16 protein-coding genes and 3 pseudogenes are annotated in these 26,992 nt (G+C 40.5%); 13 read left to right on the forward strand and 6 right to left on the reverse strand.

The window, feature by feature from the left end:
- The 8 genes and pseudogenes from VB797_RS30660 to VB797_RS30695 form a co-directional block, all read left to right on the forward strand.
- Window positions 1-522 (forward strand): hypothetical protein (locus tag VB797_RS30660; protein WP_323241560.1); only part of this gene is annotated, 522 nt, incomplete at its 5' end.
- A 286-nt stretch (window positions 523-808) separates the two neighbouring features.
- Window positions 809-2,329 (forward strand): DUF6851 domain-containing protein, encoded by a 1,521-nt coding sequence (locus VB797_RS30665; RefSeq protein WP_323241561.1) that lies wholly within the window; start codon window positions 809-811, stop codon window positions 2,327-2,329.
- 633 nt (window positions 2,330-2,962) lie between these two features.
- Entirely contained in the window at window positions 2,963-3,715 is a 753-nt protein-coding gene (locus VB797_RS30670) for a ParA family protein (RefSeq protein ID WP_323241562.1), read from the forward strand.
- Window positions 3,712-4,875 (forward strand): ParB/RepB/Spo0J family partition protein, encoded by a 1,164-nt coding sequence (locus VB797_RS30675; RefSeq protein WP_323241563.1) that lies wholly within the window; start codon window positions 3,712-3,714, stop codon window positions 4,873-4,875. The genes VB797_RS30670 and VB797_RS30675 overlap by 4 nt, the downstream gene beginning before the upstream one ends.
- Before the next feature lie 139 nt (window positions 4,876-5,014).
- Window positions 5,015-5,260: pseudogene (locus VB797_RS30680) on the forward strand (ribbon-helix-helix domain-containing protein); the annotation flags it as partial.
- A 411-nt stretch (window positions 5,261-5,671) separates the two neighbouring features.
- The gene (locus tag VB797_RS30685) at window positions 5,672-8,542 is read left to right on the forward strand and encodes a DEAD/DEAH box helicase (protein WP_323241564.1); all 2,871 of its coding nucleotides are present in this window, start codon (window positions 5,672-5,674) and stop codon (window positions 8,540-8,542) included.
- 151 nt (window positions 8,543-8,693) lie between these two features.
- Entirely contained in the window at window positions 8,694-8,945 is a 252-nt protein-coding gene (locus VB797_RS30690) for a hypothetical protein (RefSeq protein WP_323241565.1), read from the forward strand.
- Window positions 8,938-9,356: pseudogene (locus tag VB797_RS30695) on the forward strand (hypothetical protein). Before VB797_RS30690 ends, VB797_RS30695 begins: the two are co-directional and overlap by 8 nt.
- Before the next feature lie 335 nt (window positions 9,357-9,691).
- Here VB797_RS30695 and mobV read toward each other — a convergent pair.
- The 3 genes from mobV to VB797_RS30710 form a co-directional block, all read right to left on the reverse strand.
- Window positions 9,692-11,542, reverse strand: coding sequence for a MobV family relaxase (gene mobV, locus VB797_RS30700; protein WP_323241566.1), 1,851 nt, complete (start codon window positions 11,540-11,542; stop codon window positions 9,692-9,694).
- 729 nt (window positions 11,543-12,271) lie between these two features.
- The gene (locus tag VB797_RS30705; RefSeq protein WP_323241567.1) at window positions 12,272-12,625 is read right to left on the reverse strand and encodes a hypothetical protein; all 354 of its coding nucleotides are present in this window, start codon (window positions 12,623-12,625) and stop codon (window positions 12,272-12,274) included.
- On the reverse strand, window positions 12,622-12,954 hold the full coding sequence (locus tag VB797_RS30710; RefSeq protein ID WP_323241582.1) for a DUF5674 family protein: 333 nt from the start codon (window positions 12,952-12,954) through the stop codon (window positions 12,622-12,624). Before VB797_RS30710 ends, VB797_RS30705 begins: the two co-directional genes overlap by 4 nt.
- 172 nt (window positions 12,955-13,126) lie before the next feature.
- Here VB797_RS30710 and VB797_RS30715 point away from each other — a divergent pair, with 172 nt between their 5' ends.
- From VB797_RS30715 to VB797_RS30730, 4 genes and pseudogenes are all read left to right on the forward strand, one after another.
- Window positions 13,127-13,351 carry a hypothetical protein gene (locus VB797_RS30715; protein WP_323241568.1) on the forward strand — a complete coding sequence of 75 codons (225 nt, stop codon included), beginning with the start codon at window positions 13,127-13,129 and terminating at the stop codon, window positions 13,349-13,351.
- 867 nt (window positions 13,352-14,218) lie between these two features.
- Window positions 14,219-15,421 carry a GIY-YIG nuclease family protein gene (locus VB797_RS30720; RefSeq protein WP_323241569.1) on the forward strand — a complete coding sequence of 401 codons (1,203 nt, stop codon included), beginning with the start codon at window positions 14,219-14,221 and terminating at the stop codon, window positions 15,419-15,421.
- Between the two features lie 260 nt (window positions 15,422-15,681).
- Complete coding sequence (locus tag VB797_RS30725) at window positions 15,682-17,019, forward strand: hypothetical protein (RefSeq protein WP_323241570.1); 1,338 nt, start codon at window positions 15,682-15,684, stop codon at window positions 17,017-17,019.
- A 391-nt stretch (window positions 17,020-17,410) separates the two neighbouring features.
- Window positions 17,411-17,569: pseudogene (locus VB797_RS30730) on the forward strand (IS1 family transposase); the annotation flags it as partial.
- A gap of 454 nt (window positions 17,570-18,023) precedes the next feature.
- Here the strand turns inward: VB797_RS30730 and VB797_RS30735 are convergent.
- The 3 genes from VB797_RS30735 to VB797_RS30745 are packed head-to-tail and all read right to left on the reverse strand — an operon-like array spanning window position 18,024 to window position 25,937.
- Complete coding sequence (locus tag VB797_RS30735; RefSeq protein ID WP_323241571.1) at window positions 18,024-18,980, reverse strand: ParB/RepB/Spo0J family partition protein; 957 nt, start codon at window positions 18,978-18,980, stop codon at window positions 18,024-18,026.
- Entirely contained in the window at window positions 18,977-19,750 is a 774-nt protein-coding gene (locus VB797_RS30740) for a ParA family protein (protein WP_323241572.1), read from the reverse strand. The genes VB797_RS30735 and VB797_RS30740 overlap by 4 nt, the downstream gene beginning before the upstream one ends.
- 58 nt (window positions 19,751-19,808) lie before the next feature.
- Entirely contained in the window at window positions 19,809-25,937 is a 6,129-nt protein-coding gene (locus tag VB797_RS30745; protein ID WP_323241573.1) for an NACHT domain-containing protein, read from the reverse strand.
- 235 nt (window positions 25,938-26,172) lie between these two features.
- On the opposite strand from VB797_RS30745, the gene VB797_RS30750 reads away from it, so the two are divergent.
- Window positions 26,173-26,955, forward strand: a complete 783-nt coding sequence (locus VB797_RS30750) for a hypothetical protein (RefSeq protein ID WP_323241574.1) — start codon at window positions 26,173-26,175, stop codon at window positions 26,953-26,955.
- The last annotated feature ends 37 nt before the right edge of the window (window positions 26,956-26,992 follow it).

Genomic DNA, 26,992 nt, shown 5'->3' on the forward strand with positions numbered 1-26,992 from the left:
ATCTACACCTTTAGCGGAACAGCAGGTCAACGTCTCTACTACGACGGAATTAGTGGTGACTTCCGAATTGAAACTCGCTTAATTAGTCCTAGTGGAGTTCAATTACTCAGTACTAATACAGTTTCTGACCGTCAACCCCTTACTTTATTAGAAACCGGAACCTATCAACTGGTTGTGGACGGTAGTGGTAATACAACAGGTGTTTACAGCTTCCAATTGTTAGATTTAGCCAATGCTACTAACATCGATTTTGATACTACCATAAGCGGTAGTCTTGACTCCGGACAACAAACCATCTTGTACAAATTTGAAGGAACAGCAGAACAACAATTATCCTTTGAAGACTTAGGTAGCGAAAGATTTGCTGGTTCCTATGTACTTTACGGATCTGGTAATCAATTTATTACCTCCCAGAGTATAGGATTTGATTTTCAAGCTACTTTACCTGGTGATGGAATTTATTTCTTAGCAGTGCAAACTAACAGCAATGAAGAGGTAAATTACAGTTTCCGAGTTAGTTAATATTCAAAACTGCGGACTTAGGTGAAGGTGATTTTCCTGCGTCAAAAATCGCCTTCACCCTACACAACTACTAGACATAAGTATTAAAAATAACTGCAAATATTGATGATAGATGTGCGATCGCCTTTCCACATCACGATATTTGCTGCAAAGCTGCTGCCGTTCTAAACAACAACTCCTAATGATGAAAACTCCAAAATCTCTTCAACAAAAGAACTTAAACACCAAACTCCCCCTACTCCTATCCTCCACAATCAGCATCCTCTTCAACCTCCCTTCCCAAGCAATGGACTTTTCCCTGCACACGGAAGACCCAGTATTATTGTGGAACCAAGCAACCTTAGAAGCCATCAGTAACACTTCGATGGGTCCCACTCCCACATCCCGCGCTTTGGGCTTAGTTAATACCAGTATTTACGATGCCTGGGCAGCTTATGACCCAGTAGCAATTGGTACTCAACTGGGCAATACTCTTCAAGTTTCTAACGAAGAAATTAATTCAGAAAACAAAAGTACTGCAATTAGCTACGCTGCATACACCACCTTATTAGACTTATTCCCCACTCAAGAAACTGCATTCACTCACCTAATGCAGCAACTGGGAATAGATTCTACTATTACAACCACCGACACAAACACCGCAGCAGGAATAGGTAACTTAGTAGCTAAAACACTACTTAACAATAAATATACCGACGGTTCCAACCAATTAAATAATTACGCTGACACCACCAATTACCAACCAGTCAACACCTGGGATAAAATTACCGACCCTAATCGCTGGCAACCAATTAGTATAAATAACGGCAATAATATTCAAAAATTTCTTACACCGCAATGGGGAGACGTTACACCCTTTGCTTTAACATCGGGGAATCAATACCTACCACCACCACCCGCAGAATTCGGCACTCAATCCTATATAGACCAAGCCCTGCAAGTAATTGAATACAGCGCTTTGCTTACAGATGAACAAAAAGTAATTGCAGAATACTGGGCAGACGGGCCACAAACCATACTACCACCAGGTCACTGGCATTTGATTGCCGAATATGTCTCCACTAGAGATAATTTAAGCCTAGATGATAACGTCAAACTATTCTTCAGTTTGGGTAATGCTGTATCCGATGCAGGTATTGCAGCTTGGGATGCCAAAGAATATTACGATTACGTCCGTCCCATCACAGCAATCCAATACCTAGCAGCAAATAATTTATTACCAAACGACCATCCTTTAGTCCGTACTAATCCCCAAAGCAATGTACAAGAAATTTATTCTTGGGCAGGTCCCGATCAAGGTTCTCAATGGATAGATGGTACAACCTGGCTACCCTACCAAAAAAGTACCTTTGTTACCCCTCCCTTTGCCGAATACGTATCCGGACACAGCACATTTAGCGCTGCTAGTGCGGAGATTCTCAACCGATTTACCAACAGCGATGAACTAGGCGTGTGTCATACCCAATTACCCAATACCTCCACCTTTGAAACCAATACACCAAGCAACACAATTCAACTTTGCTGGGATACTTTTACAAGTGCTGCCGATCAAGCCGGAATTTCTCGACTTTACGGTGGTATTCACTTCCAGGATGGAGATATCAACGGTAGGATATTAGGACGTAAAGTAGGCACAGCAGTTTGGGAAAAATCACAATATTATATTAGCGGTGGTAAACCAGTTACAAAAGTTCCCGAACCTTCTCCTATATTGGGTCTATTGACATCAGCCATTTTTGGTGGAGTTTTATTTAAACGTAATATCACCCGACATACTAAATCTGTGACAAAAGAGAATGAATTTTAGCCCAAATTTCTGATCACGTCATGAAGCCACTAAAAAAACATTCCTAACTTCCACAACCCAGGAAGACTTGAGCAGTACAAATACTCCGACTACCAAATAATAACCTGCTCCATTCGTTAAATAAAACCTGTTACTGTCGATATCAAAATATCTCGCACCCAACACGAATAATTAACCGACACCGGAACTTTTCGAGATAATACTGAATCAGTCCCTCCAAGCGATAGAGTCCCGCTACTCGACCAGGAAAGCAAAAAATCTATATATTTTGGAGCCGGAACTTTACCCCACTTGACTTCTTAACTGCGTCTAAAATTCTTAAACCCAGTTCCAAATTGATAAAAAACTTTCGACACAAGTAAATTATAGAACTGTATTAAGCTTTGATAATCCAAGAATTGATATTAGCCACAATTGATGCTAATCTCACAAGTGTTTCTTGGTTGCTCATCATCAAGCTAAGAACGTAGATAAAAATTTATAACGGTAGTCCGCTCTTTCTTCTACAATGTGCTAACTGTAACAATAAACATTATTTAATAAAATAACAGCTTCCTTTCACAAATTAATCACTTTAATTGACACATAACAGTTATCTTTAAAAAGTAACGGGGCAGGTCAACTCAATTATTTATGACCAAAATCATCGCTATTTTCAACCAAGCGGGAGGAGTTGCTAAAACGACCCTAACCCAAAACCTGGGCTATCACCTAGCACGCAGGAAACATAAAGTCCTGCTCATTGACATGGACCCGCAAGGCTCCTTAACAATTTTCATGGGCTTAGTTCCCAGAGAATTGGAGAAATCCATGTATGATGCCATAGTAGAAGAACAACCCTTGCCAATATATGAGGGGATTCACGGCATGGACTTAGCGCCCACTAACACCACCCTTAGTACGGCGGAAATGCAATTAGTCAATGCCGATTTGCGCGACTTTCGCCTCAAATACGCCATTGAACCAATTCAAGAAGAATACGACTTCATCTTGATAGATTGCCCTCCCAGCTTAGGACTGCTAAGTTACGTTTCTCTTGTCGCAGCAACTCACGTCCTCGTACCTATAGAAACCCATTTTAAAGCTTTTGAAGGCACCAACGAACTTCTTAAAACCGTCGCTAGAGTTCGTACTAGAGTCAACCGTTCTTTGGAAATAGGTGGATTTGTTCCCACTAAATACGATGCCCGTAACTCCCAAGACACCCGCACCTTGGGAGCCATTCAAGAACAACTTGCCGGAGTCGGGAAAGTCCTTCCTCCCATTTCTCGTTCTACCACCTTTGTTGATGCATCAGAAGAAAGAATGCCCTTAGCCGTATATCAGCCAAAGCATCCAGCTATTCCCGTACTTGAACAAATAGCCATTCATATGGAGTCATTATGAACCGCAAACGCAGCCAACCACTTAAAAGTCAAATTGACATCCCTTGGGACACCACAAACGTTTCAGCTACCGACAAAGCCGATTCCACTCAGAATGTACCATTAAAACAAATTCACATAGCGCCAACTCAACCCCGCCGCTACTTTGACCCCAAAGCTCTTTCAGAATTAGCCAACTCCATCAAACAACACGGCATCTTGCAACCCTTGTTGGTGCGTCCTAGAGCTAGAACTGGATACGAATTGGTAGCAGGAGAGCGCCGCTACCGTGCCGCCAAAGAATGTGGATTAAAAGATGTACCCGTCGTTATCCGTGAATTGAGCAACGAAGCAGCCTTTCAACTAGCATTAATTGAGAACCTGCAACGAGAAGACCTCAACCCCGTAGAAGAAACAGAAGGCATCTTGCACCTACTGGCTATCAGATTAGGTAAAGATGTTGAAGAAATTCCCCCTTTACTGCGCCGCTTACAACACTCACGTAAAGAAGCAGAAAAAACTTCCAATAACGTTATTGGAATAGAAGAACCTGAAAAAAAAGAAGCTGATAATAATGTTATTGAGCAAGAATCCTCCTCTCAAGAAAAAACTTCCAATAACGTTATTGGAAAAGAAGAAGCTGAAAAAAAAGATGATGAAAATAACGTTGTTGGGGAACAGGAATTAGAGCCAAAAGAATCTGACAATAACGTTATTGTCAAAGGTGATTCGGATAAAAACGAGTCATCTAATCAAGAAAATCCAGAGTTAAAAATTGTTGAAGAAGTGTTTAACGGCTTGGGTTTGATGACCTGGGAATCATTCGCTAACAACCGCTTGCCTCTGTTAAACCTTCCAGAAGATATTTTAGAGGCACTAAGAAAAGGCTCCCTAGAATACACCAAAGCCAAAGCCATCGCCCAAATTAAAGAAACTGACGATCGGGTTGCCTTCTTAGACCAAGCTATTAAACAAAAGTGGTCTTTAAGCGAAATCAAACAACGTATTGGCGAGAATAAAACCCCAAGCTCTACTCCCAAAGCCGAATCTGACGATTATAAAGAGCGCTTTACTGCTGCGACTACCAAACTAAAAAAATCGCGTATTTGGTCAGACCAGAAAAAACGCAAGCTCCTAGAAAAATTGCTCTCACAACTGGAAGCGCTTACACAGTCCGGTTGAGATACTTTGATAAGAAGGTCAAGCCAGTATTTCTCCTGCAACGGAGGCAGTAGCAGCTTGCTGGCTCTACTTTTTCTGAGAGCCTTCGTCATAATAATAAAAAGTACGGACATCGTTATTCACAATCTTCAGCCACATTATCAATATTCAACTCAAGCCTGAAGATGAACAATTTATTCAAGCACAAATTGCTAGGGGCAAATATGAAAGTCCGGAGGAAGTTATTAGTAAAGCATTGAAACTGTTAGACGAGTGGGAAAAAGGTTATCAAAATTGGGTTGAAGAAACCCGTCAAAAAGTAGAAGTCGCTGTTGAGCAATTAGAAAGAGGCGAAGGTATTGATGGGGAAGTTGTAGTTGAGCAATTGCGCTCTAAGCTACGTCAAGAAACACGCTCGGCTAGGGGAGAAACAAATTTTTCTTCCCTACACGGTACAGTAGTCCGTTATGACGACCCCACAGATTCTGTGGATGAAGGATGATTGGGACGTTTTGTAATGATTGTAAGTAGTCAAAGCAATTCGCAATTACCAATTTCTCCCTTCAGGAGACACTTCGAGTTCACCGCTATGGTGCGGCGAGGGGTGAAATCGCGAATTGACAATTGATTGGTCAAGCCCGCATCCTATTAGATGATTATTACTCAGTTATAAAAACCGTAGCTACTCCCTACTCCCTACTCCCTATCCAGACAAAAGAAGTTGTGACAAACTTTTTAGTACTAAAGGATGTTGCCGATAAACGAGAAAAAGATTAACTTAGATTCAAGCCACTTCCGGATCTGAGTAGGAGTCCCCGTGCTAGAGTCAGAAAAACTTATTCAAATCGTACAAGCCTGGTTGTCATACATTAGGTTAGAAGAACTGACTCAAGCAGAAGTAGAACGCGGGTCGGAAGGTTTTCCAAACGTATTCAGCGATAATGTTAGACTTGTCGGCAATAAACTGTTGTTGAGTAGCGAACTCTTCAAGCAATTCCAGCAACAGCAACAAGCCGCAATCAATCGAGATAAACCCAATGAGTTCCAAATAGCTGCCGCCTTCCCCCAAATATATTTAGTTCAAGGAAGAGGAAAAGAACAGAAGCTGAAATATCTGCCACTCTTCACCATTGATATTTCTAAGATATTCCAAGGTAGATATCGTAAAACTGGCTGGGACTTGACTGAATTCGAGTTTCAACCAGTAATTGTAAATTTAATGCGACTGTACGGTTTAGAAGAAGAAGTTGCCGAATCTTTGATTGTTACGGAAGGCATCTTTAAATTTTTAGAAGATACTTGGCAAAGAAAATTTCCCAGCCTGCACGATTTTATCGACCAGGTAGACTTACCAGAAGGTAAATACAAAACTGGACGACAACCTTATTTACTGCGCTGCGATTTTTCACCGTACAACGTTCAGTTAAAACAAGACCTGCGAGACATATTAAAGCAACGATTCGATACGCCAGATAATTGTAAATGGCTGGTTGATAATCATCCTGCTCTTGAATATATTTGCAATTCACCATTACCACCCGATTCGGAAGTTATGTTTTGGGGAGCGTTTCCGTCTCACGCACCCGATTCATTCCAAGCCTCAGCACTTAAACACGCCCAACATAATCCCATAACTGCCGTTCACGGACCACCGGGGACGGGGAAGACTGAATTATTCTTACATTTAGTAGCGCAGCAAGTCGTAAAAAGAGCGCTCCGAATTGTTCGCGGGGAAGAAGATGCGAGTAATCTAACGTTATTTGCCAGCACTAACAACAGTGCTATTCAAAAATTCCAACAAAGACTTTTTGAGAAATTCCCCACCGAACACTTTTATCTAGACGGTGGTAGTCAAGGAGTTATCAGACGTTCAACACTTCCAAAACTACAATCTTGTCTTGACTGGCTGCGAACTACTGAATTCAACCATGAGACATGGGAACAAGCCAAACTTGATTTATTATCAGCAGAAAACGAAATCCAACAGCTAATAGAGCAAGATCGTTTCAACGAGAGCCAACAAACTGCTAATGCAGAGCAGCTATCACAACTAGATGCCCAAATCCAATCTCTCAATAATGAAATTGCTGCTATTAATGAAAAGTTACAACTACATCAAGAACAGTCATCAAGCTTAGGAGATTATGCCGATTTTCCTTCTTATGCCTATCAACAAATAAAAGAAGGATTATTAAGGGCAGAACGGGAATTACCTCATGTATCCGACTCAATCACCAAACGCGCTTTTGATTGGATTAATTTTACTACCGATAAACTAGTTTTTAAACGTTTAGCGAATCGTGTAAACGCTGCTGTTTTAAATACCTTAGCTACAGCGCATCCTTTCCAGTTACCCCTTGACCGAGAGGGTTTAGCTGCATCCCAGACAGAAGTAAACCAAAAACTTGATTCCTCCCAACAATGGCAGAATATTAATCCAAAAGTAACCGAAATTAAAACGCATCTGACAACATTAAACCAGCAACTGGAGTCAAAACAAACTCATCACCAACAACTCCAAACACAACTTGATAGCTACCCAGACGAAGATTTTTACAGCCGCTTTTACCGCGACTACCATTCACAACAGGTAGAACTATTTCAACGTGCTTTCTCATTCCTTCAACAAGAAACACTCCGATGTAAAGATAAGGTCATGCAAGCGGTAGAAACCTACGGAAGCGCCTTAACGGGAGACGGAGATGCATTGCTCAAACTAGAAACTGAACCAGAAAATATCTACCGTCACTTAAGTTTAATTTTCCCCGTTATTAGCTCCAGCTTGCAATCGGTACGCAATATGCTACCAACCCTTCACTCCAATAGTATTGCGCTGGCATTAGCAGATGAATCTGGAACAACTTTAATACATCAACTATTTCCCTTACTGGTTCGTTCCAAACAAGCAGTCGTAGCAGGCGACCCAAAACAAATTGAGCCAATTATAAACCTGTGCGACGACACCATCAAACAGTACCTCAAAACCGCTTTTCTGGAACAAGGGATGACCAATGAAGATTATTATCGTTATGCCCCTACAGCCAAATACACTGCTACCGCTTATCATCGCGCTGCTGGCGCTAATGGCACAGAAGGGGACTTAGGTACCGGAATTGTCTTAAGGAATCACTACCGCTGTGCTGCGCCTATTATCCAATTTTGCAGTCCCAACTATCCCGGTGGTTTACAAATTCTTTCAAATTACGATAGTTCTGCACAATATCCGCACCTACTGGCTTACCATGTCGAAGGAAGCCACGTAAATAATACCAATCCAGAAGAAATTGATGCCATAGAAGCTTTCCTTACCTCCTATATCGCTGATGACAAGGACAATTCAAAAACGATTGGGGTAATATCGCCGTTTTTGCAACAAGCCAACGCACTCAGATATCGACTTTCTAACCGAGAAAGGCAAAACTTTTCTTGGAACGATATTGGCACAGTTCACACCTTCCAAGGAGGAGAGAAAGCAGCCATAATATTATCTCCTTATCAATGCCACCAGGAGCATAGTTTTTGGTTCCTTAATCGTAAACCTAATTTACTCAATACAGCCGTTAGTAGAGCAAGGGAATTATTTGTTTTGGTGGGCAATCTTGAGGAATTGAAACGGGCTGGTGGTGAAACTAAGCGGTTAGTCGAACATATTGAACAACATGGTGAAATTCGCTCTACTAATTCTTAAATATTTCCGAGGCTCTTATCAAAATAAGATGGAAGGTCGTAGAAACGTCTCGGTATATTTGTAGTAAATATTAATAGGTAAAAAACGAGTTAAATTATATTCTAGTAAGCGGCTTTGCTACGCTAAACATAAATTACCTTAAAATTATGCCATGACCCTCAGCGAAATTTTACCGACAGTTAACCAGTTATCACATCAAGATAAGTTACGACTAATCCACTTTCTCCTGTTGGCTGTTGCTAAAGAAGAAGGGTGTAACTTAGAAACAAGTGACGCAGAGAATACGCTCTTGAATCAACTCGCTTCAACCAGTGCCACCGTTTGGTCGCCTCAAGCATCGGATAAGTCAGTGCAAGCCTTATCAGACCTGTTAGCAACAGCAAAAGAAGAATCTAATGCTTGAAGGTCAGCGTTTTTCATTTACAGAAAGAACCGATAGTTTTGGGCAAGTCAGCACCATGCCCTATTTGGCATTGACTCTTAGTAACGGTAATAAATCCCTAGAAGTAATGGCATTATTAGACACAGGAGAAGCGTGTCAATGTTCTACCCTATGAAATTGGGTTACAACTAGGAGCAGTTTGGGAAGAACAAACTGTACCAATAGCCTTAAGCGGGAATCTGGCTAATAACGAAGCGCGGGGGGTAGTTTTGTCGGGCAAAGTTGCTAACTTTACACCGATATTGCTCGCATTTGCTTGGACTCAATCAAACGATGCACCTCTAATCCTTGGACACATGAACTTTTTTGCAGAATTCAATGTGTGTTTTTATCGGCATGAACTAGATGACGGAAGTTTGTCCTAAAGACTAGGAGATAGACAATTAACCTTCCCACTTGGACGGAAAACATTATCTATCTAAAACTGTTACTATTCCAACTCTTACAACGTTCCTATTAAAATCTTGGAAAGGATACCAGCCCACCAGCAACTGGAAAAATCTGGCGGAGGAGTAGGTGCTGCTACTCGTTCACTGTGTTATCCCACAAGTAATTTTTGTGGCAGTGACTACTCCCGCCTGATTTAGCGAAGCGGTTTCCAGTTGCGTTCTTGCTTGTGGTTTGTTATTAGACAGATGGATAAGAAACCAGGTAATGGGGGTTTAAATTTAATAGATGTGGTCTTATGCATCGGCTGTACAATCCTGTTAGCGTTCAAATCCCCGATTCTTTTTCTTAGATGCTTCAAATTGCTGCACCTTTTGAAGCTGCAAACGCTCCAATAGTTCTAAATTCCAATCCTCTGCTTTCGGGTGCGCTATGGTTGTCTGCGGTAGTAATTCTTTTATAGCTCGTGCCCTACTGCGTCCTGTATCATCGTTATCGTAGGCAGCAGTAATAGCTCTCACTTCTCTAAGAAATTCTAACGGCAGATTAAGAGTGCTATCCACCGCCATATACATGGTTCTTTCAGATGGCATACCTCTACGTTCATTTAGCCCAATATTGGCACACGAGAGCGCTTCAATAGGAGATTTACAAAGGACTACTTTTTGTATTTCATCTCCTGGCTTACCGCCCAAATGGAAGTAAAACCATCCCTCCCTCCGTTTTGAATTGAGCGCGTATCCCATAAACGAATTATTCTCTCCCCGCGTTCCCCGCAAAAATGCACCTTTTAACGTCGTTTCTGCATTTCGTTGAAATTCTGCACTTACCGTCAACTCGCGCATTGTAAAGACGGCATTTTGCTGGTCATCAGCATATAGCCATCCCTTTTGGTTAAGTCCAATAATAAAGTTTTCAGGCAATCCGCGTTTTTGTACCAAATAATCTTGTACACCCAGCCACTTTGATTCATCCGGGGTTGGTGGCTCAAAAGTTGGTGCGGGTTCTTCTCGGACAATTTTAGTAGCTTGTTTTTCTGTAAAAGCTTTGGTAGCACGTAGCATTCCCTCTTCCCCAAATTGGTCGTATAACCAGGCGACAGAAGACCGAAAATTGGAATTGTTAACGTGCATAACTAAATCAATAGCTCCACCGCCACCTTTTTTTTCCGTAAAGTCGTACCACTTAGAACCATTAATACTAACAACTCGTTCCAAGCCCTTCCAACGATTTTCTCCTTTATCAGCTTTATCTAGTCCTAAATTCCATGCCACTTCTTCCAGGGGCAAGTCCCTTAATTTATCAGCTTGCTGTTTCCAATAAAAGTTTTCAGCTTCTAGTTCAGCTACGCGCTTTTCTAACTGCTGCCGTAATTTTTCAGAAGCCGTTGCTTTTTGAGATGCCCGTCTTTCTAACTCTACAATTCTTCTATGGTCAGCTAGCTGGTGATTGATGGATTGGATTGTGGGGTTTGCTTTGATGCGCTCAAATAACTGCTGTGCCGTCTCCCCCCGTTTGGGTGCTAATCGGTCTAATTCCAAAGTTAAAGGTTCTTGGTTTACTGCTTGGTAATATTCCTTAACCTTGGTGTGAGTGGCTTTGCTGCCCTTCACACCCCTTTCAATGCCCAAATGTGCCAGCCCTTTGGCATAGCTATCCTGGAGTTTGGACATTTTAATACTAGCTTGCCTGCCATCTCCACCAAACATTGCTTTGTGGCTTAGTTTCTTAGTTTTGTCATTGACTGGGACTATATAAGCGTGGATGTGGGGAGTAGATTCATCCAAATGTAGTTCAGCCCTAACGCATTTTTCTCCAAAGTTTTCTTGTAACCATTTTGTTGAAGCATTAGTAAAATTCCACATCAATTTATCATCCCATTCCCCAGCCTTTGAAGGGTCATGAGGACGAAAATATTCTGGGGATGCGCTTAAGAAAATTTCGCTGCATAATACCGCATCTTTACGCGGCTTATGTTTAGTATTATCAGCTATTTTGGCTTTTACTATTTCTTCTAAAGACGGGTCATTATTATTTCCAATTAGCCGAATATTTTCTTTATAAGGGTCAGCATTTGGTGTATCTTGGAGACGGGCTGTATGTTTTTCGCTACCGCCCACATTCCCAAAACTTTTTAATTTCCCAACGCGCATGATTGCTAAAGCAGTCATTGAAAAACCCCACCAACAACGAGTGTATGACAAGCCCCGTAGGGCGAACGCAACTTCTGTGTCCGAGAGAGCGTACAGCGAGCGAGGATGGGCGTAGCCCACCCCGAAGGGGCGCAGAAGTGAAGTGAGTCCACTTCGATTATAACGAAGCTACTCGAAATTGCTTTCGGGAGTAGGCGGAACGAGTAATATTGGGGGAATATTTCGGAAGTGTGGATGTGACGGCGCAATCCCGCGTACTGTGAGTGAATTTGGAACGGCGTGGTTTTTATTTTAATTTATTAAAAGCCAAGAAATCCCTAATTTAATTATTTTTAAAAATAGCAGAAGATTGAAATAACGATAAAGCTGTTTCTCTACAAGAAGTTACGCGCTAGCATTCAACATCATTACCATCAAATTATTTTAAGAAGGTACGCGACGGTTGAACCGAGAATAGTCGCATTCAATAATTCTTTTCCGTTTTTATCTGTGTAGACTACCTGCTTATAACCGTCTTCTTTGTACTTAATAGATGCATCTCCAACCGCTTTTAGAATCAAAACGGAATTTTATTTCTCCCATCTTTCTATCTCACAATATGTGATATCAAAATAGAGGTTAAAAGTATCATTTGAACGGAGAACCGCAGTTTTGTAATATGGAGTCAACACTACTATCCTTTCTAAGTTCTCTGAAACGAAGTTAAACGTGTTCGATTGCTACAGAGTAGGCGTGGTAGCAAAAAGATTATACTACTGCTGAGATTTCCCGGACTCGCTCTGAAAGTTTACCTGCAATATCAGCAATTTCGTTTCGAGAATTCGTTTCAGCACAAACTTTATTCCAGCTGTGCTGCCACCGAGCAATAGTACGCCCCAAATCCACTAATTCTGCGGCTTGTTCAACATCAATCTCAACTAAAGATGGAACAGTCCATTCAATAAAATGCAGACTTTGACGCATGAAGCTAGCGATTTCGTCTTTAGGAGCGAGCTTACTGGTAAGCGATTGGATTTGAGTGAGGTGTGCCGCCAAGTGGGTCAATCTTGTGGAAATATCGTGTTGTTGAAAATGCTCTTTATCTAAGTATGCTGTATTCATGATGTTCCCAGTAATTCTGTTACGATTTGAGCTACGTTTTCTTTTATGTTAACGTCAAGAATTTCCATCGAGCGGTTCTGACGCGGGCGGATATTTATTAACGAATCGTAGGTCACGCTTCCAGTTGAGGGCATATAACCTGCACCCCAAAGGTTTTGTTGCTGACTGCCATTTAAGAGTAAAACCTGTTCGCAATCATAATGCATTTCGCCGCCGCCAGCTAGGATGCGGCGTTCGATATCTACTACCAGTTTGATGTAAAATTTATGATCGGTGAGCATCTGCTCAATTTCCGAGGTGGTTGCTCGCTTAGAAATGATAATAATCAAATATCGCACCCCTTACTTGGAATCCAATTAACGTATACAGTGTACACGTCTACTGACACAAGGGGAAGGTGAAAATATTTAATTGCCTAGTCTCTCTAAATTTTTGTAAATTCTCCTTGCTGACTGCCGTTGAGCATTGATAAAAGTGTTGTGTACAATGTATACAGTACATATGAGCAATGAATCACCCATAGTATCTTTCCGCGTTCCGTTGAGCGCAATAAAAGAATTAATCGCCAAAGGTCGATTAACAGAAGAATATACCAAATCTGAACTAAGTAATTTAGTAAAGGAAGACTGGCTGAAATCCCAAGCAATTGATTTTGACGTTCCAGTTCCAAATTCCATACTGGAGCAGGTTTTGGCTAAACTGAATAAAATCGAAGCCGGAGGGTAGTTCGTGGCGATCAGCCGCACGGCTGCGCCGAACGCAAATTAAAAAGCTTTATACAAAAATAGTTGAACAGTACAAGACTCACCAGGAGAAGAAGAAATTTACTCTCCTAATTGGAATGAATGCGTTCTTGATATGGGTAAAGATGACCAACCCAAAATCGAACAACATTGAACGGGCAAGTGCCTACACTACAATCGGCAGGACTGTGTTAAAAGAGATTTTCTGTACGAATCGAACATACGTAGACAAGAAAGAAAAGACGAATATTAAAAATCTAGATATAAACCATTTACGTATAAAAAATTAGTGTACGTTATTTAAAGATGTTTTTTTTATTGTCAAAATTATATTAAGTGAAATAATTAAACACTAAAAATCTATATACTAATTATCTATACTCAAAAAGTTAGTGCATAAAATATTAGTCGAATAATTTTGCTTCAAACCAAAACTGAGCAAAAACAAAGTATAATACTACAAGTGGACTAAAACTTTCCCCCATAACCTTTCCAGGCTCATTTATTCTTCTACCGCGCAGGGACGCTGCTCGGCACCAGTTAATGAAAATACTGTGGTTGAAGGATATGTGACAATCTGTGACAGTTAATATTCTTACTTTTAACTTAACTATTAGCGTACTACATTATTACATTGAATAAGTGTCACAATGCTTGTTGCTGCTTTGATGAAAATATGCATTCAAAATGCTGCTTAATGCATCAATTTTATTTGATTGGTAAGTATTTTTGCATGGGATGAAAATTAAGGAGCAATCAGCCATTGATAACAATAATATTTATCGCCACATACGGGAGCGTCAGTAACAAAATATAATTGAGGAGGTGTGTCAAATAAAGGGTGCGCTATATGTGGCTCAGGTACGGCGTTAATCAAGATAATAACCTTGTTCCAATTGAAGAATGCCCCAGGGGTAAAACCGAGTTAAGGTGTCCGTACTGTGGTGGCAAACTTACAGCCAAGAAGGGGCGCATAAAGGAACATCACTTTGCTCATGATGGAGAAACTTGCCGGGAAGTCGCTAGTAAAAGTAGGGAAGCACCCAATCTACCTTTATACGATAGCTTTAATATATCGCTGACTGGTAAGGAGTTGGAGCATTTAAAACAACTTTGGAACAAGTACGGGTGTATTAATAAAGGGATTAACGAAAGCGAGATTAAATCAGTTTTTATTAAAAAGGAGTTGTTGAAATACAACGATTACCGCCGTTATGGTTCTTATGAGTTTACAAAGCTGGGTAAAATTCCGGTAGGTACTTTATCTTTGATGTTGTTTAACCAAATACAAGAACCTTTAATTGAAGAGAAATTGCAGAAATTAGATAAAAAGGCGCGATTATATTATTTAAACGGTGAATCTAGCTTTAATGAATCCCTCAGCGACTTACAAATATTTCGGGCTGAGTTAAAGAAAATTTTATCTAATACTCTTTACTATCTTCAAATTAATGTTGATGGGAAAACATTTTATAAGATTGGGATTACCACTCGTAATGTTACCGAACGAGTCTATGAGATTAAACAAGATTTACTTAAACATTTCCAATCTTGCTCTATTAAAGTATTAGGGCAATGGCAGCATCGAGGAAATGTTGAGAAATATTTTAAATATAGATATGCTCCACACAATTATCCCATCGGCAACCTTACTGAATACTATAAATTTGAAGTAGAAGGGGAAGGTAAGGCAGCGTTAACCGATCTACGGAGGATGAAGAAGAAGGTGCTTTCTTCTGTTGAATCCGATATTTTGGCAGGTAAACCAAGTTTAGTTGAGGAACTTCTAGAAGAACTGCTTGGAGAAGAAAGACGTTCTCTTGCGATAAAAACGGGGATGAAACGCGCGGCACATTGGGGTACACATATCGGTCGTCCCGTAGGTTCGGAAACCGAAAAGGAATTTTTAGCTAAACCATCATCGCAGCTTGTAGCAGCTGCATTAGATCAAGGGCTATCGCTGAGAAAAGCGGCTGAAGCTGCGGATGCTTCAGTTAATACCGTGCGGAAGGTAAAGGCTTTGTTGGAGAAAGCTGGGAGCGGATACCTATAGTATTATTTCTGAAAGCATCAATTATTTTAATACTTAATTAAAACTAAATTAATCACATGAAAGTTAAGTAAGTTCCTAATTAGGAACTTACTTAAGCTCAATTTAGCATTTGGGATTACTGAAGATTGTTATATTTAAAAAAATCTAATGATACTTTTTAATCAATTGTTAATAGAGCTAATACTGGTAGATAAATATGTAGGTTAATAATAAATGATGTATCTTTGAATATTGAAGTTTACTGCAAAAGTATTAATCTTATGACTCAATGGCAACCGCAACCTAAATTAATGATGCAAAATAATCCTAGTCAACATATTTTACTGTATCAAGGATTTGCAGAATTAATTAGTGATGCACAAATAATTGAAGGGGAAGCTTTTGTTAAAATATCATGGCATCCTTCGCCAAATATAAATTTTAAGTTTATTCATTATGATGAAGAAAAGTTTGATTGGGATAATCAAGATAATTTACAGTTAAAGTTGACAGAATTTTCATCTGAGCATCGGTTAAAAGTACGGGTTCATAAAAGTACAAGTTGGGGTGGAAACAAAAAGGTACAGTTGTTGGGATATATTACGGAACCTTTTGTTCAAGGAAGCGATGACGATTTACATTCGGTAGTTTTTCACTTTACTAATTTTTGGTGGTTTAATATTTCTAACCGTTTTGAATTTTATGAAGACGAACAAGAAAATGAAATTGAAATACACCGGGAAGGATGGTTAGATTTTGAAGGTCAATTTATATTTGATTATGATGACTGGCATATTGTCTTAGGTACTTTAGATAATTGCTTTGATTTGACAGAATTACTGGAATTTGAAGGTGGATTTGGTATAACTCATATTTGTAAAATACAGCGAAAGGATAACGCTTGCTTTACGTTGGATGAAGTTTATAAAATAATTGAAGCATTTAGTTATTATTTGTCTTTTGTAAGGGGGATATGGATAGCTCCGCTTATGGTGTGTGGTTTTGATTTGGAAGGAAATCAAATTTTAGAAGAATGGCGCAATCCTATAATGTTAGCCGATTCGTGGCAAGATGGTTACAGGTGGACTTGGGTTGATTCTACTTTAAGAATTGTGGCACCGTTTGCAGGATTTATAGAAAAGTGGCAGAGTTCAGTCTGGCATGAAACTATTAAAAATTCTATTCAATGGTATATTGAAAGTCTAAAACATTTTAATGGTTATAATACCTCTATATGCTCGTTACAAGCTGCTTTGGAAAAAATTGCTTGGGTATATTTAAATGTAAATGATTGCATGAGTGCGAATGATTTTAAAGCATTAAGAGCTTCGGGACAAATAAGACTTTTATTAAAATTTCTTGGTATTCCAAAAGAAGAATTGGACAAATATAAAGAAATACACAAATTAGCTAAAGAATTGAATTGGGAAGATACAATAACGGCGATAACTGAAATCAGAAATACAATCATGCATCCTCAAGTAAAAAAAATAAATAATTGTCGGTATTTTTCGGAAGAGGTGATGCAGGAAGCATTTTCAATTAGCCATTCATATTTATTGAAATCCTTATTGAAACTTTTTGATTATCCTTATTCTATTGATTGTGACTATATTTAATTAGTTTTTTAGGCGGAGGGGAGGGGAAGACGAAGCTTATCATCGCTTGTGACAGTTGCGGTCATTCCTGCTAAAAACTAAGGTACTTTATGTTTACTTATAAATATGAGCGTACCTTAATAATATGACCTTATTAGGCATCACCGTGCCAAAACATGAAAATTGTACGGTAAGGCTGAAACACTCTCCCAGCAAGCATCTTAGCCGCTCCAAAACAAACGGCACCCTTTTTTGATGTTTACCCTTAGCTGATTGGTGCAGAGTAGTATGTATTCTCTGCACCAGGAAAGTAAGTTTAGGCAAATATAAAACCACAAAATCTAGATTATTGCAACTATCTTAATAAAACTTTGCTTCGTGTCCCATTTTACACGTATCTCGGCTGTACCCCTATATGACCAGGGTTGAAGGAGAAAATACTCGCCTACGTCATTATCTGGCAAGATTACGCCGAAAAACATTATGCTATTCAAAATCCGTAGATATGCTTAAATATTTAATTCGATTACTACTTCATTTAAAGTATAAGGAAGTACCCGTGTCAACATAATTCATCCCGCATTTATGCAACGCCAAAAAACAAATCTAAATTAAGTTTTGGTAATAGAATCTTCATGTTTTCACTTTTCTACTATTCATAATTTGGGTCAAGGCGATTTTATAGTTTCATTTTATGTGGGCTTTATACCTGGATGATTTTAGGTCTGATTGATTATGATTTCAAATCCCCAAACCTATCAATGGCTAAAATTTTATCAAGAACTTACACTTAAGTCTGTAGCAAGAGGCATGCGAAGAGTTTAACATCACCTTTGGTGACGTTAGTTTGCAAGGCGCTTAAGGAAGAAAATTCATTTGTATATGTGAAATTTATCTTTATTCTATTATTGCTCTGAAACCACACATACCATCTTCATGCAGCAGTTTCCTCGACTTTTCAGGTACTGCTGTTTTTTTGTATTTATGTTTACTCGTCAAATAATGGTGTTTTCTCCTAAACAATACTACTCCTCAATCAGCGCATCAATTTGAGCTAGTAGTTTTTCTAAAGCTTTCTGCTTTTTGGGATTGTCCCACACTTTAGACTTCTGTAATCGCGGTAGTGCAATTTTGTAGCGCTCTTTGAGTGGATGTGCTGGTGCTGCTATCTGGTTGGCTGCTTTAACGCGCTCGTTGATTTGAGTCAGGGATAAGTTTTGGGCTATCGCTACTTCTATCAAATCCTGCCGCTTCTGCTCGTCTTTAACTTTGGCGATCGCCCGTGCTTTGGTGTACTCCAATTTCCCTTGCCGTAAGACTTCCAACACCGAAGGGGGTAGCTTGAACAAAGGCAAACGATTTTTGACAAACGAATCCCAACCCATCTTTCCTAAAGATGCAAATAGTTCTTCAATTACCTGAGTTTCGCCTTGAGACATAACGTTATGTCTCACTTCTGAATCTTCATCTTTGTGACGGTCACAAACGTTCCGCATTCGGTTAAGATAGCTGATTACTTCGTCTTGGCTAAGTTCCAACCGCATGACCAACAGTTCCAAAATGCCCTCGGTTTCTTCCAAGGGATTGAGGTCTTCGCGTTGCAGGTTTTCTACTAAGCGCACCTGATGGGTGATGATGTCGTCCATCTCGCGGACAATTACGGGTACTTCGGTTAGTCCCGCCATTTGAGAAGCCTTGAAACGGCGTTCCCCAGCTACTAGTTCGTAAATATTTTTTGGTAAAGGACGCACCAGGAGTGGTTCGAGAATGCCTAATTCTTTAATTGAATGCGATAATTCTGCTAGTTTTTGCGGGTCAAAATAACGGCGGGGTTGGGATATTGGTAATTTTATTTGGGTTAGGGGAATTGTGTTGGGACTGGGTTGATTTTCTGGCATAGAAGGCGCGGCGCTATTTCCGAATAGCAAATCAACGGGTTTTTTGATAGCGGTGTAGGGTTCGTTACGTTTTTTATTAGTCACGATTTTACTTCAAGTTTATCTAAGCTATTGGCGATTTTTTTAACTACGCTGATGGCGTTATGATTTTTATCAAACAATGCTAGCGGTAATCGGTGTTCGGATGCATCAGCAAAAGCGATAGTTTTAGGAATTGGTGGATAAACTGTACCAATATCTGATAATTGTTCTTGAATTGCTTTGACGGTGCGCGATTCTTGAGCGGTGCGGCTATCAAACATTGTGGGAACGAACCCGGCAAATTGCAATGTCGGGTTTGTATGGGCGCGGACTTGGGAAACGGTGTTGAGTAAAAGTTCGGTTCCTTTAAAGGATTTGAATTGGCACTGAATGGGAACGAGAATATGAGTAGCGGCGGTAAGGCTAAGAATGCTAAGTAAACCCAACGACGGGGGCGAGTCGATAAGAATAAAGTCGTAGTCATCTTTAACGACAGCTAGTGCATTTTTGAGGCGATATTCACGGGCGATCGCGCTAAATAGCTGCATTTCGCTAGCAGCTAAATTAATGTCGGCGGGGACGAGTGCCATACCGTGAATTAATTCTGGGTAAATGGGTAATGGCTTATTTTCAACAATTGCTTGCTGTATGCTTTCTGACAAAGTATCGGGTTCTAAACCCATAAAAGTTGTTAAACTTCCTTGCGGGTCCATGTCTACAAGTAAAACGCGGCGTTTTTTGAGCGCGAGATGGTAGCCGAGGTTTTGAGTCAGCGTTGTTTTGGCTACTCCCCCACTTTGGTTAAATAAGGCGATGATGCGGGTTTTGGTCACGAGTTGTATGTTGCGTTTGTAATAAAGATTGCTTATCTTAGCTCGCCAAATTTTAGCGCTAATTATTGCATCGATAAACTACAACTACCTCCTTCTCTTGACTATACTCAATCTCATGTTCTTTGCCTGAACTGTTTGTATACAGAATCCGATTCGACCAACTCACAACAACAAGGTTTAACTTATAATCCTTCATTAGAGTTTGAAGAAGCTCCTTTGATAAAAGCAGACGAGTTCCGTAACCAACTAAACTTCTGTGACTAAAGCCAACCTCAAATCCGTCGCACCAAAATAATAACTTCTGTGCAAGATTATTGTTAAATAAAAGACCTAAACCATTCGCATCATCCCAGGATAAGTTATATCGCTGAATCCATTCGCCAGTAATACTTGCAAGCGTAGACCTAATGTAATGCCACCACCAACCCCAATGGAGCGAAACCAGCGGAATTGTTGCCAATGAGTCTTTTTGCTCGATGTCGGTACGGCTGCGTTGGAGAAGATGTTGAGCTTCATCAATCATGAGTGAGTAGTATGGTGGCTCAGGAGCAAGTTGTAAAAGAGCTTCACCGGATTGGACTTGGCAATCTCCTCGAAGAATCGCATCCGCAAGCGTAGGTGTTGCAAGAAATGAAGTGGCAAGACGCTTCTCTACTATTCTGCCTGCTTTTTGATAGTATTCATCCACCACAGGTATCCATAGATTTTCTAGGTTTTGCTCTTTCAAAACCTCTTCTCCCTCAAAATTAAGCCAATCCTGTACCTCATTAGTAAGTTCGTCACTACCGTAGCCTTTATGCACAAATGGAACGGTTATATCATTTGGCTTTGGATGCAATTCCTTATGCGGGAATCGAGTGTCGTAAAGGCGTACAAGAGCATCAATCGCATACTGTGCCGAGGAATCAATTGGTGTTTCGCGAAGTAGTCGTTCAAGGACTCGGTTGAAGGCGTGCCAAACATAATAATCATCGTAAGTTTCAAAGGGGATATAATCTTGATTGGTATTGCTACTGTAATTTTGCCAGCGACTTCCAAATTCTTGATTTGCTTCATCTCGATTAAAACCAATTGCTTCCATCTCCTGTTCAATTCGCCAGTAAATTTCATTTAGATCAAAATCTAGACCTTCACAGATTTTTTCAATAATCTTGCGTATAGAACGTGCTGTGTTTTTCAGTGTTGTATTACGAAAGTAAGACGATGGACTGAGATTTGAGGGAAGAAGCACAAGTCCAGTGCTTACAAGGCTGGGGCGAAGAGATTCAAGCTTTACTCGGATCTTGTCTTTATCTTCAATATTATTTAATATTGCTTGAAGAGCTTGTGTAAGATAATAAGTCCGTTCAGCGTGTGGGGTATCCAAGGCTTCTAATAAAGCATCAATATAGTTACTCAGAAGATTTGAGTTTTCCAATGTCACAGACGCAAGAATTAAAGCTGATTGAGTATTGACTGTAAAGTCCTCGTGCTGAAGAAGGCTAACCAACCAGGGGATTATTGAATTAGGCTTACAAAGCGCAAAATCTTTGAGAAAATGAACTAGGTGCTGGCGACAGTGAAGGACTGGTTCAGTCCATGCGTGTATAATCAGGTCATGTGCAATGTTCTCAAAGCTGTCAATTTGGTAATCAGATTTTCTCAACCATGCATAAGGGCTAGGTGATACAGATGGCAGATGCTCAAACTGACTTTCAACGAATGTGTGAAACGCCTCATAGAGTTGGACTGCTCTTTGGCGATAATTGTCTCCTAGTGCTATGATTCCTTTAATAAAAAGCAGAAAAGTTGTTTCACCGCCCCATGAGTAATCTTTGAGGTGACGGTCAAGAAATTTAAATAATACGTTTAAGGCTTTTTCTGGGTTTATGTCCGCTAATTTTTGGAACTCTTCCATACGCAGTTCCCAAAGATTAAATCGGTTTGCATCCATAAAAGCCTTTTCATATTGCTCCGCAGCTTTATCAGGACGACCAAGTTTGAGGTATGCTGCTGCCAAGTAACTGTAAATCTCGTGTATATCACGTAGGGATTCACGATGTGTTTGAAGCGCTTCGACAATTTGATTAAGTTGAAAAATTATTGTAGTACGATTGATTAGTTGTGCTGCTGCTTCTTTGACAAAAGTACCTATCTCGTAAAAGTTATGTTGTTCCAAAAGTTGCTCAATACCGTTTTTAAAGTTCTCTACAGAATCTGACAGCTGCTTGATGAGTGTATCTCTGGAAACATGCCTTCCCGAAAATTCTACTTGCGAAGGTGGTTGTAAACCTGGAGAAGACTTGGTATTGCTGGGTTCGGCTGGATATGTTGAGAAGGATGTAATTGGAGCTAATCCAGCCTCTGCTGCATACTTGTTATACCAGTCAACGCAAAAACCACGTTCTGTAGGGGGTATTTCTGTAAGCAGAAACTGTCGGATACGTCTTTCTAACCATCGTTTTATATCCTGAGACGCATTAGCTACTGCAACTTTGAGGAGGTGTAAACGTACCTCAAATTTCTCTTTACAATTCTCTTCATAGCCAGTTCCATATTCAAGAATTAGCTCAGACAGGATATAAGCCAAAATTAATTCCTCGCCATTATAAGAAGAGAGAAAATATTGCAATACATCTGAGAATTGCCACTCAACCACATTATGACGATATGTTGCCAGCAATCCTCTTGCCGCTACTAAGTCTAAGCGAACTGTTGTTGAGAAAAGCTGCCTTGGAAACCACCTTGTAGTCTTACCATCTGTGAATTCCCAAATCAGGAGATTCCATTCTGCAATATCAGCAACACGTTTCCGGAAAGGTTCTGGTTCAAGGCTGTGTATTTCCTCCAATGCTTGTATCAATAGGCTCACCGTAGGGTCTTTACGATAACCGTACCCCCTTAACGCCTGAACTGCTTCTTGAAGCCAATCACGCCCAAGTTGGAAGTGACCGCACATTCCAGCAAGCTCTGCAATTAAAAGTAGCTCGTTCGTTCGAGATTGAGTTTCCAGTTCTGTTTTAAAAACGTAATCGTGAACTTCTACGAGCAAGTTCTGCAAGCGTCCTCGCAGAACTGGGAAGGTAGCGAGTACTTGCAAGCCTGTGATTCTAGGAATCGAGAAGGTTTTGCCTTCGCAAGCAAAGCTAAAGTTTTCAAGTAGCAGATCAACCTCACCTTCGCCAGTAATATAACGATTAACTATATCCTTAATCAACGAAGGCAAATCCCCAGTTACCGCAACTTGAATTTCGACCATGCGTTCTCCCAGTCGTCGCTCATGTTCGGTCAAGTGCGCTATTGCAGCAAGTAAGTTTTCTGGTTGGTTATTGCTTGTGGAAATTTCATAGCTTATTCGGTAGTAAGCAGCAACCGAAGAGTTGCTAATTTGGAGGTAGTTGTTTAGAACTTGCAGTTCGTTGTAACGGCGAATATATCCAAGTGCTGCAACGTAAGCCCTAAATATCTCAAATTCTGTTGATTTAGGTGCCCAACCATCCTTGTATTCAAGTTGAGGGTGCAAGACAATACCCTTAAGAAGCATCTCCACGATGTCAGTGCCAAGGTCATTCCGTGCCACATGACCAGCCAGTAAAATGCGTTCATTCTGTTTTTTTATGCGGCGTGCAACATCACGGGCGTGGTAAGCTGCTGTGTTTGGTCTATGCTTCGTCTCAAGTTTGACAATTTGGAGTAACCACGCATCCTTACGAGCAACCCATCCTGGTTGTGTCAGAAGAAGTCGTTTTAATGTGCGAAGGGTTTGCCACCGACCAAACAAATAAATATTTCTAAGCACTATCGGCAGAAGTTTACTTCCAACATCAATACGACCAAATAGCCCTCCGTCATTGGGTTCAGGCGGTTTTCCTATCCATTTAGAAAGTATTGTAGCAGCCCTGGAAGAATAAACTGAAATAAGTTCTCCAATAGCAATAGTATAATCACCTCCTTCAATTCGCCCAGGCAGACTTTCTAAAAAATCTTGGGCAAGCACTCGACCGAGTTCATATTCGCCACGTTCAGCCAGATGTACAATAATCCTGGCTGTTTCTGCGGAAAGGTCATATACTTCGCGCTCTTGGGCAAAAGCAGCTAAAGCATCGTCAATTTCGCCAACTGCAAGAAGGGTACGCCATAATTGTGTACGGTCAAGGTAAGTTTCAAGACGGTCTTGAGTATGCGAGAGAAGTGCAGCACTTCGAGCAGTTGCAACCAAATTACGTTCACCGACAGCAGCACGAGCAACAGATTGTATAGCACCAACTATTTCATGAGCAGGACGACCTCGGCGAATAGCTTCCGAAATATAACTCTGTCCGTAATTGGCTATCAAATAGTTACGGTCATCAGCAGACTCAGCATATCGGTGTGCATACATAAACCATAAAAGCTGATTTCGCCTTGCATTAAGGTATGAAAGAACATATGCATCTAACTGTTGCAATTGTTCGGGTAATAACTCCGAACGGATAAAATCACGAAAGCTGTTATGGAAAACTCGGCAGCCTGTTTCGGAAACCTGCATCAAGTGTTTCATGCGACCGAACAGACGTTTTCCCTCAAAGGCATCTTTTATATCAGCCATAGCGAGGATATCTGCTACTTGCACGCGAAAACGCAACCGTGCTGCAAGCCCACACAATTTCTGTACATCTGTCTCGTTACTAAACTCATCCCATAAAGCACCGTAGTAGGAGTTTATATGCCCCCCATGTGGAGGCAATTTTGCTACTAAGTTGTCGTACTCTTCGATTGAAACTTCTGCAAGTTGCTCTGCGATAAAGCGTAAATAAAGAGGTAATCCTTCACTGCGCTTGTGGATCTCGCGAATTGTTGCATAATTTGGTAGATGTGCTGCCTCAAAATAGCGCATGAGGAAGCGATGGGTTTGCGTAAGCTCAAATAAGGGGATATCTCGTTTGGCTTCTCCCCGGCATTGCCGTTCAATAGCCGCAGGCAAATACTCTGTAGACTGGCTTCCAATCAAGCAGACTACTCCATGAGGGAGTTGTAATGGGAGAACTCTTAATAGCTTTTGTGTTGCCTCAATTTCGGCACGCCCAACATGGTCCAGACCATCAACTACCATCAAAAGTTGCTGTCCACGAAGGTTAAAATGATTACCAATTAATATCAGCAATTCATTGAGACGGGATTCGGTATACTCGTAACGTCTTTCATCAGGGATAATTTCAGGAAACTCCTGGCGGAGTTGCTCAATCATGGATTTTAAAAACGCTTCTACCCCTACGCGCTCGCGCTGGAGTGGATCGTTTATCTGCGTGAATGCGTAGTACCGTACAAGTGGTTGTCCTTGCCGTCGTAGTTTCTTAATAAGCTGCGTAATAAAAGTAGATTTGCCGCTGCCAGGAGGACCTACAATGGCAGTATAAGTTGCACCATCTCGAAATATAGTTTGTAAGACATCTTTTTCAAAAGCTGGTCGTGCAACGTATGTTTTTAAATCAATAGGAAATCTTTGTGGGAGAGTACTGTTATCTATTTGAAGTGCTTCAAGTACATTTTCCCGGTAGATTGGTCGGGATTTTTTCTCCAAGTACCAGCGTTCAACGCTAGCCATGAATCTCCCATAAACACCAGGTGCATTCAGTCCGAGTCGTCGTTGCAGCCAATCACGTTGGATAATCTCGTCTAGAACCTCCTCGTTCGGTTGGCGAAGGTCGAACCTGAGTCCGCCAAGAAATATGACCAATTCGCCATCAGAAAGGTTTAAAATTTTCTGTAATTTCTTCCTCTTTATTTTCTGCCAAGTTCCCCGCACAAATCCATCACGGAAGCGATCGCCATCAAGGAAAGAGCCGAGATTCGCACCAGCAGCCCGGTTCGTAAAAATTCGGATAATGATTTCCTTACCACTGTGACGAAGCGATTTCCATGCTTTCCCCAACTCAGCCAAACTGATATGTAAATCGGCAGATTGGTCAACAAGTTCACCAACATCAGGATCAAAATCAAGGAGCGCATGTTGTCCCATAGCGTGCTTTGCTTGGAAGCACTCTATTCTCTCACTCGACTCAATAATCACATCATCAGCAGGAGCAGCAGAACTATCTTCGTGCCGCACGTGTTCAATGGTCAGCTCCGACAACATTCTTAGACATGACAAAGCAAGTAAACGAAGCTCATATGAATCTCCTTTGCGTCGCGGGGTACTTATTTTTCGCTGTGGAAAATCTTCGTTCATAATTTGAGAAAATTAGAGGCTGCGACGTTTAGCAAATAATATATTACTTCATATAAATATTACTTCGTAAGTGCTAAGAACTGGACTCAGCATTTATGAACTGGGGCGAAGGAAGCGTAAATGTAACGGTATCTAAAAAAAAACATTCGCAATATCAACCACTTAAGCCGTAAAAACAAATGGTTGATTAAAAGTAAGATAAGCAAAACACTCACATAAGGTATAGATACACATAATGAATTGGTTGCCAGAGAGCCTGCTTGAAATGCACTTTCATAGAGCAATTATTAAAGGATATGAAAAACGATTTGGTGCAAGATTTCTCAGACTCTTAAAACCTTCTCCTCAAAAAGAGGCATGGGTGGGTTTTGACCAAGGCTGGACATATTCCGATTTATCAGAACAAGATTTATTTAAACAACTCCGTTCTGCTATTTCAAACAGTAGCTCAAAAATATCTAAATTTTATTTTGGAGAGTTTTTACAATTCAAAGTTGTAGAAAAAAGAATTCGTGTAAGTAAAAATACTCCTAGATGGTTTCAATTACCATACTATCGTTCTGCTTTGTCACTGAAACCTAATAAATCCACTAACAAATCCCAACATGAAACTCTATGTAAATTGAGTCATATAGGTGGTGCTAAAGTTTACTATGCCTGCCCCATGATTTTTGACCAGGATAAATTGTGGGAAGAGCCAAATCTAAAATTATTACGCCTAGTGGATGTGACAACAGCGCCAAAAGGTTGGCTCACAAATGGATCGCATCACATTGTTTTTCAAAATCCAGACACCCCAAAACCAATGTGGTGCAGCGACCCAGTTCCCGGTTCTGCATTTTCCTTTGAAGAGCGTTTGGAAGTTGACAATCAATTATCCCGGTTAAATGCGTCGGAAGTGATTGATCTAATTTCTCGTACCGCACAAGCGTTAAGAAGTGAATATGAATATGGAAGAGACTATTTAACTGGTTATTTGCCTGAATCAATGCGAATTTATGAGTTTACGGCAGATTAGGTATTCAATCCTTTTATATTCGTCTTGTAGTTTTAAA

This window comes from Rivularia sp. UHCC 0363, from assembly GCF_034931125.1.
In the GTDB taxonomy this organism is placed as follows: Bacteria; Cyanobacteriota; Cyanobacteriia; order Cyanobacteriales; family Nostocaceae; genus Rivularia.

Bases quoted from the DNA above. Each gene is read 5' to 3' on its own strand.
- VB797_RS30665 (WP_323241561.1), top strand. From the start codon at position 809: ATGGACTTTTCCCTGCACACGGAAGACCCAGTATTATTGTGGAACCAA.
- VB797_RS30670 (WP_323241562.1), top strand. From the start codon at position 2,963: ATGACCAAAATCATCGCTATTTTCAACCAAGCGGGAGGAGTTGCTAAA.
- VB797_RS30675 (WP_323241563.1), top strand. From the start codon at position 3,712: ATGAACCGCAAACGCAGCCAACCACTTAAAAGTCAAATTGACATCCCT.
- VB797_RS30690 (WP_323241565.1), top strand. From the start codon at position 8,694: ATGACCCTCAGCGAAATTTTACCGACAGTTAACCAGTTATCACATCAA.
- mobV (WP_323241566.1), bottom strand. From the start codon at position 11,542: ATGACTGCTTTAGCAATCATGCGCGTTGGGAAATTAAAAAGTTTTGGG.
- VB797_RS30705 (WP_323241567.1), bottom strand. From the start codon at position 12,625: ATGAATACAGCATACTTAGATAAAGAGCATTTTCAACAACACGATATT.
- VB797_RS30715 (WP_323241568.1), top strand. From the start codon at position 13,127: ATGAGCAATGAATCACCCATAGTATCTTTCCGCGTTCCGTTGAGCGCA.
- VB797_RS30720 (WP_323241569.1), top strand. From the start codon at position 14,219: ATGTGGCTCAGGTACGGCGTTAATCAAGATAATAACCTTGTTCCAATT.
- VB797_RS30725 (WP_323241570.1), top strand. From the start codon at position 15,682: ATGACTCAATGGCAACCGCAACCTAAATTAATGATGCAAAATAATCCT.
- VB797_RS30745 (WP_323241573.1), bottom strand. From the start codon at position 25,937: ATGAACGAAGATTTTCCACAGCGAAAAATAAGTACCCCGCGACGCAAA.
- VB797_RS30750 (WP_323241574.1), top strand. From the start codon at position 26,173: ATGAATTGGTTGCCAGAGAGCCTGCTTGAAATGCACTTTCATAGAGCA.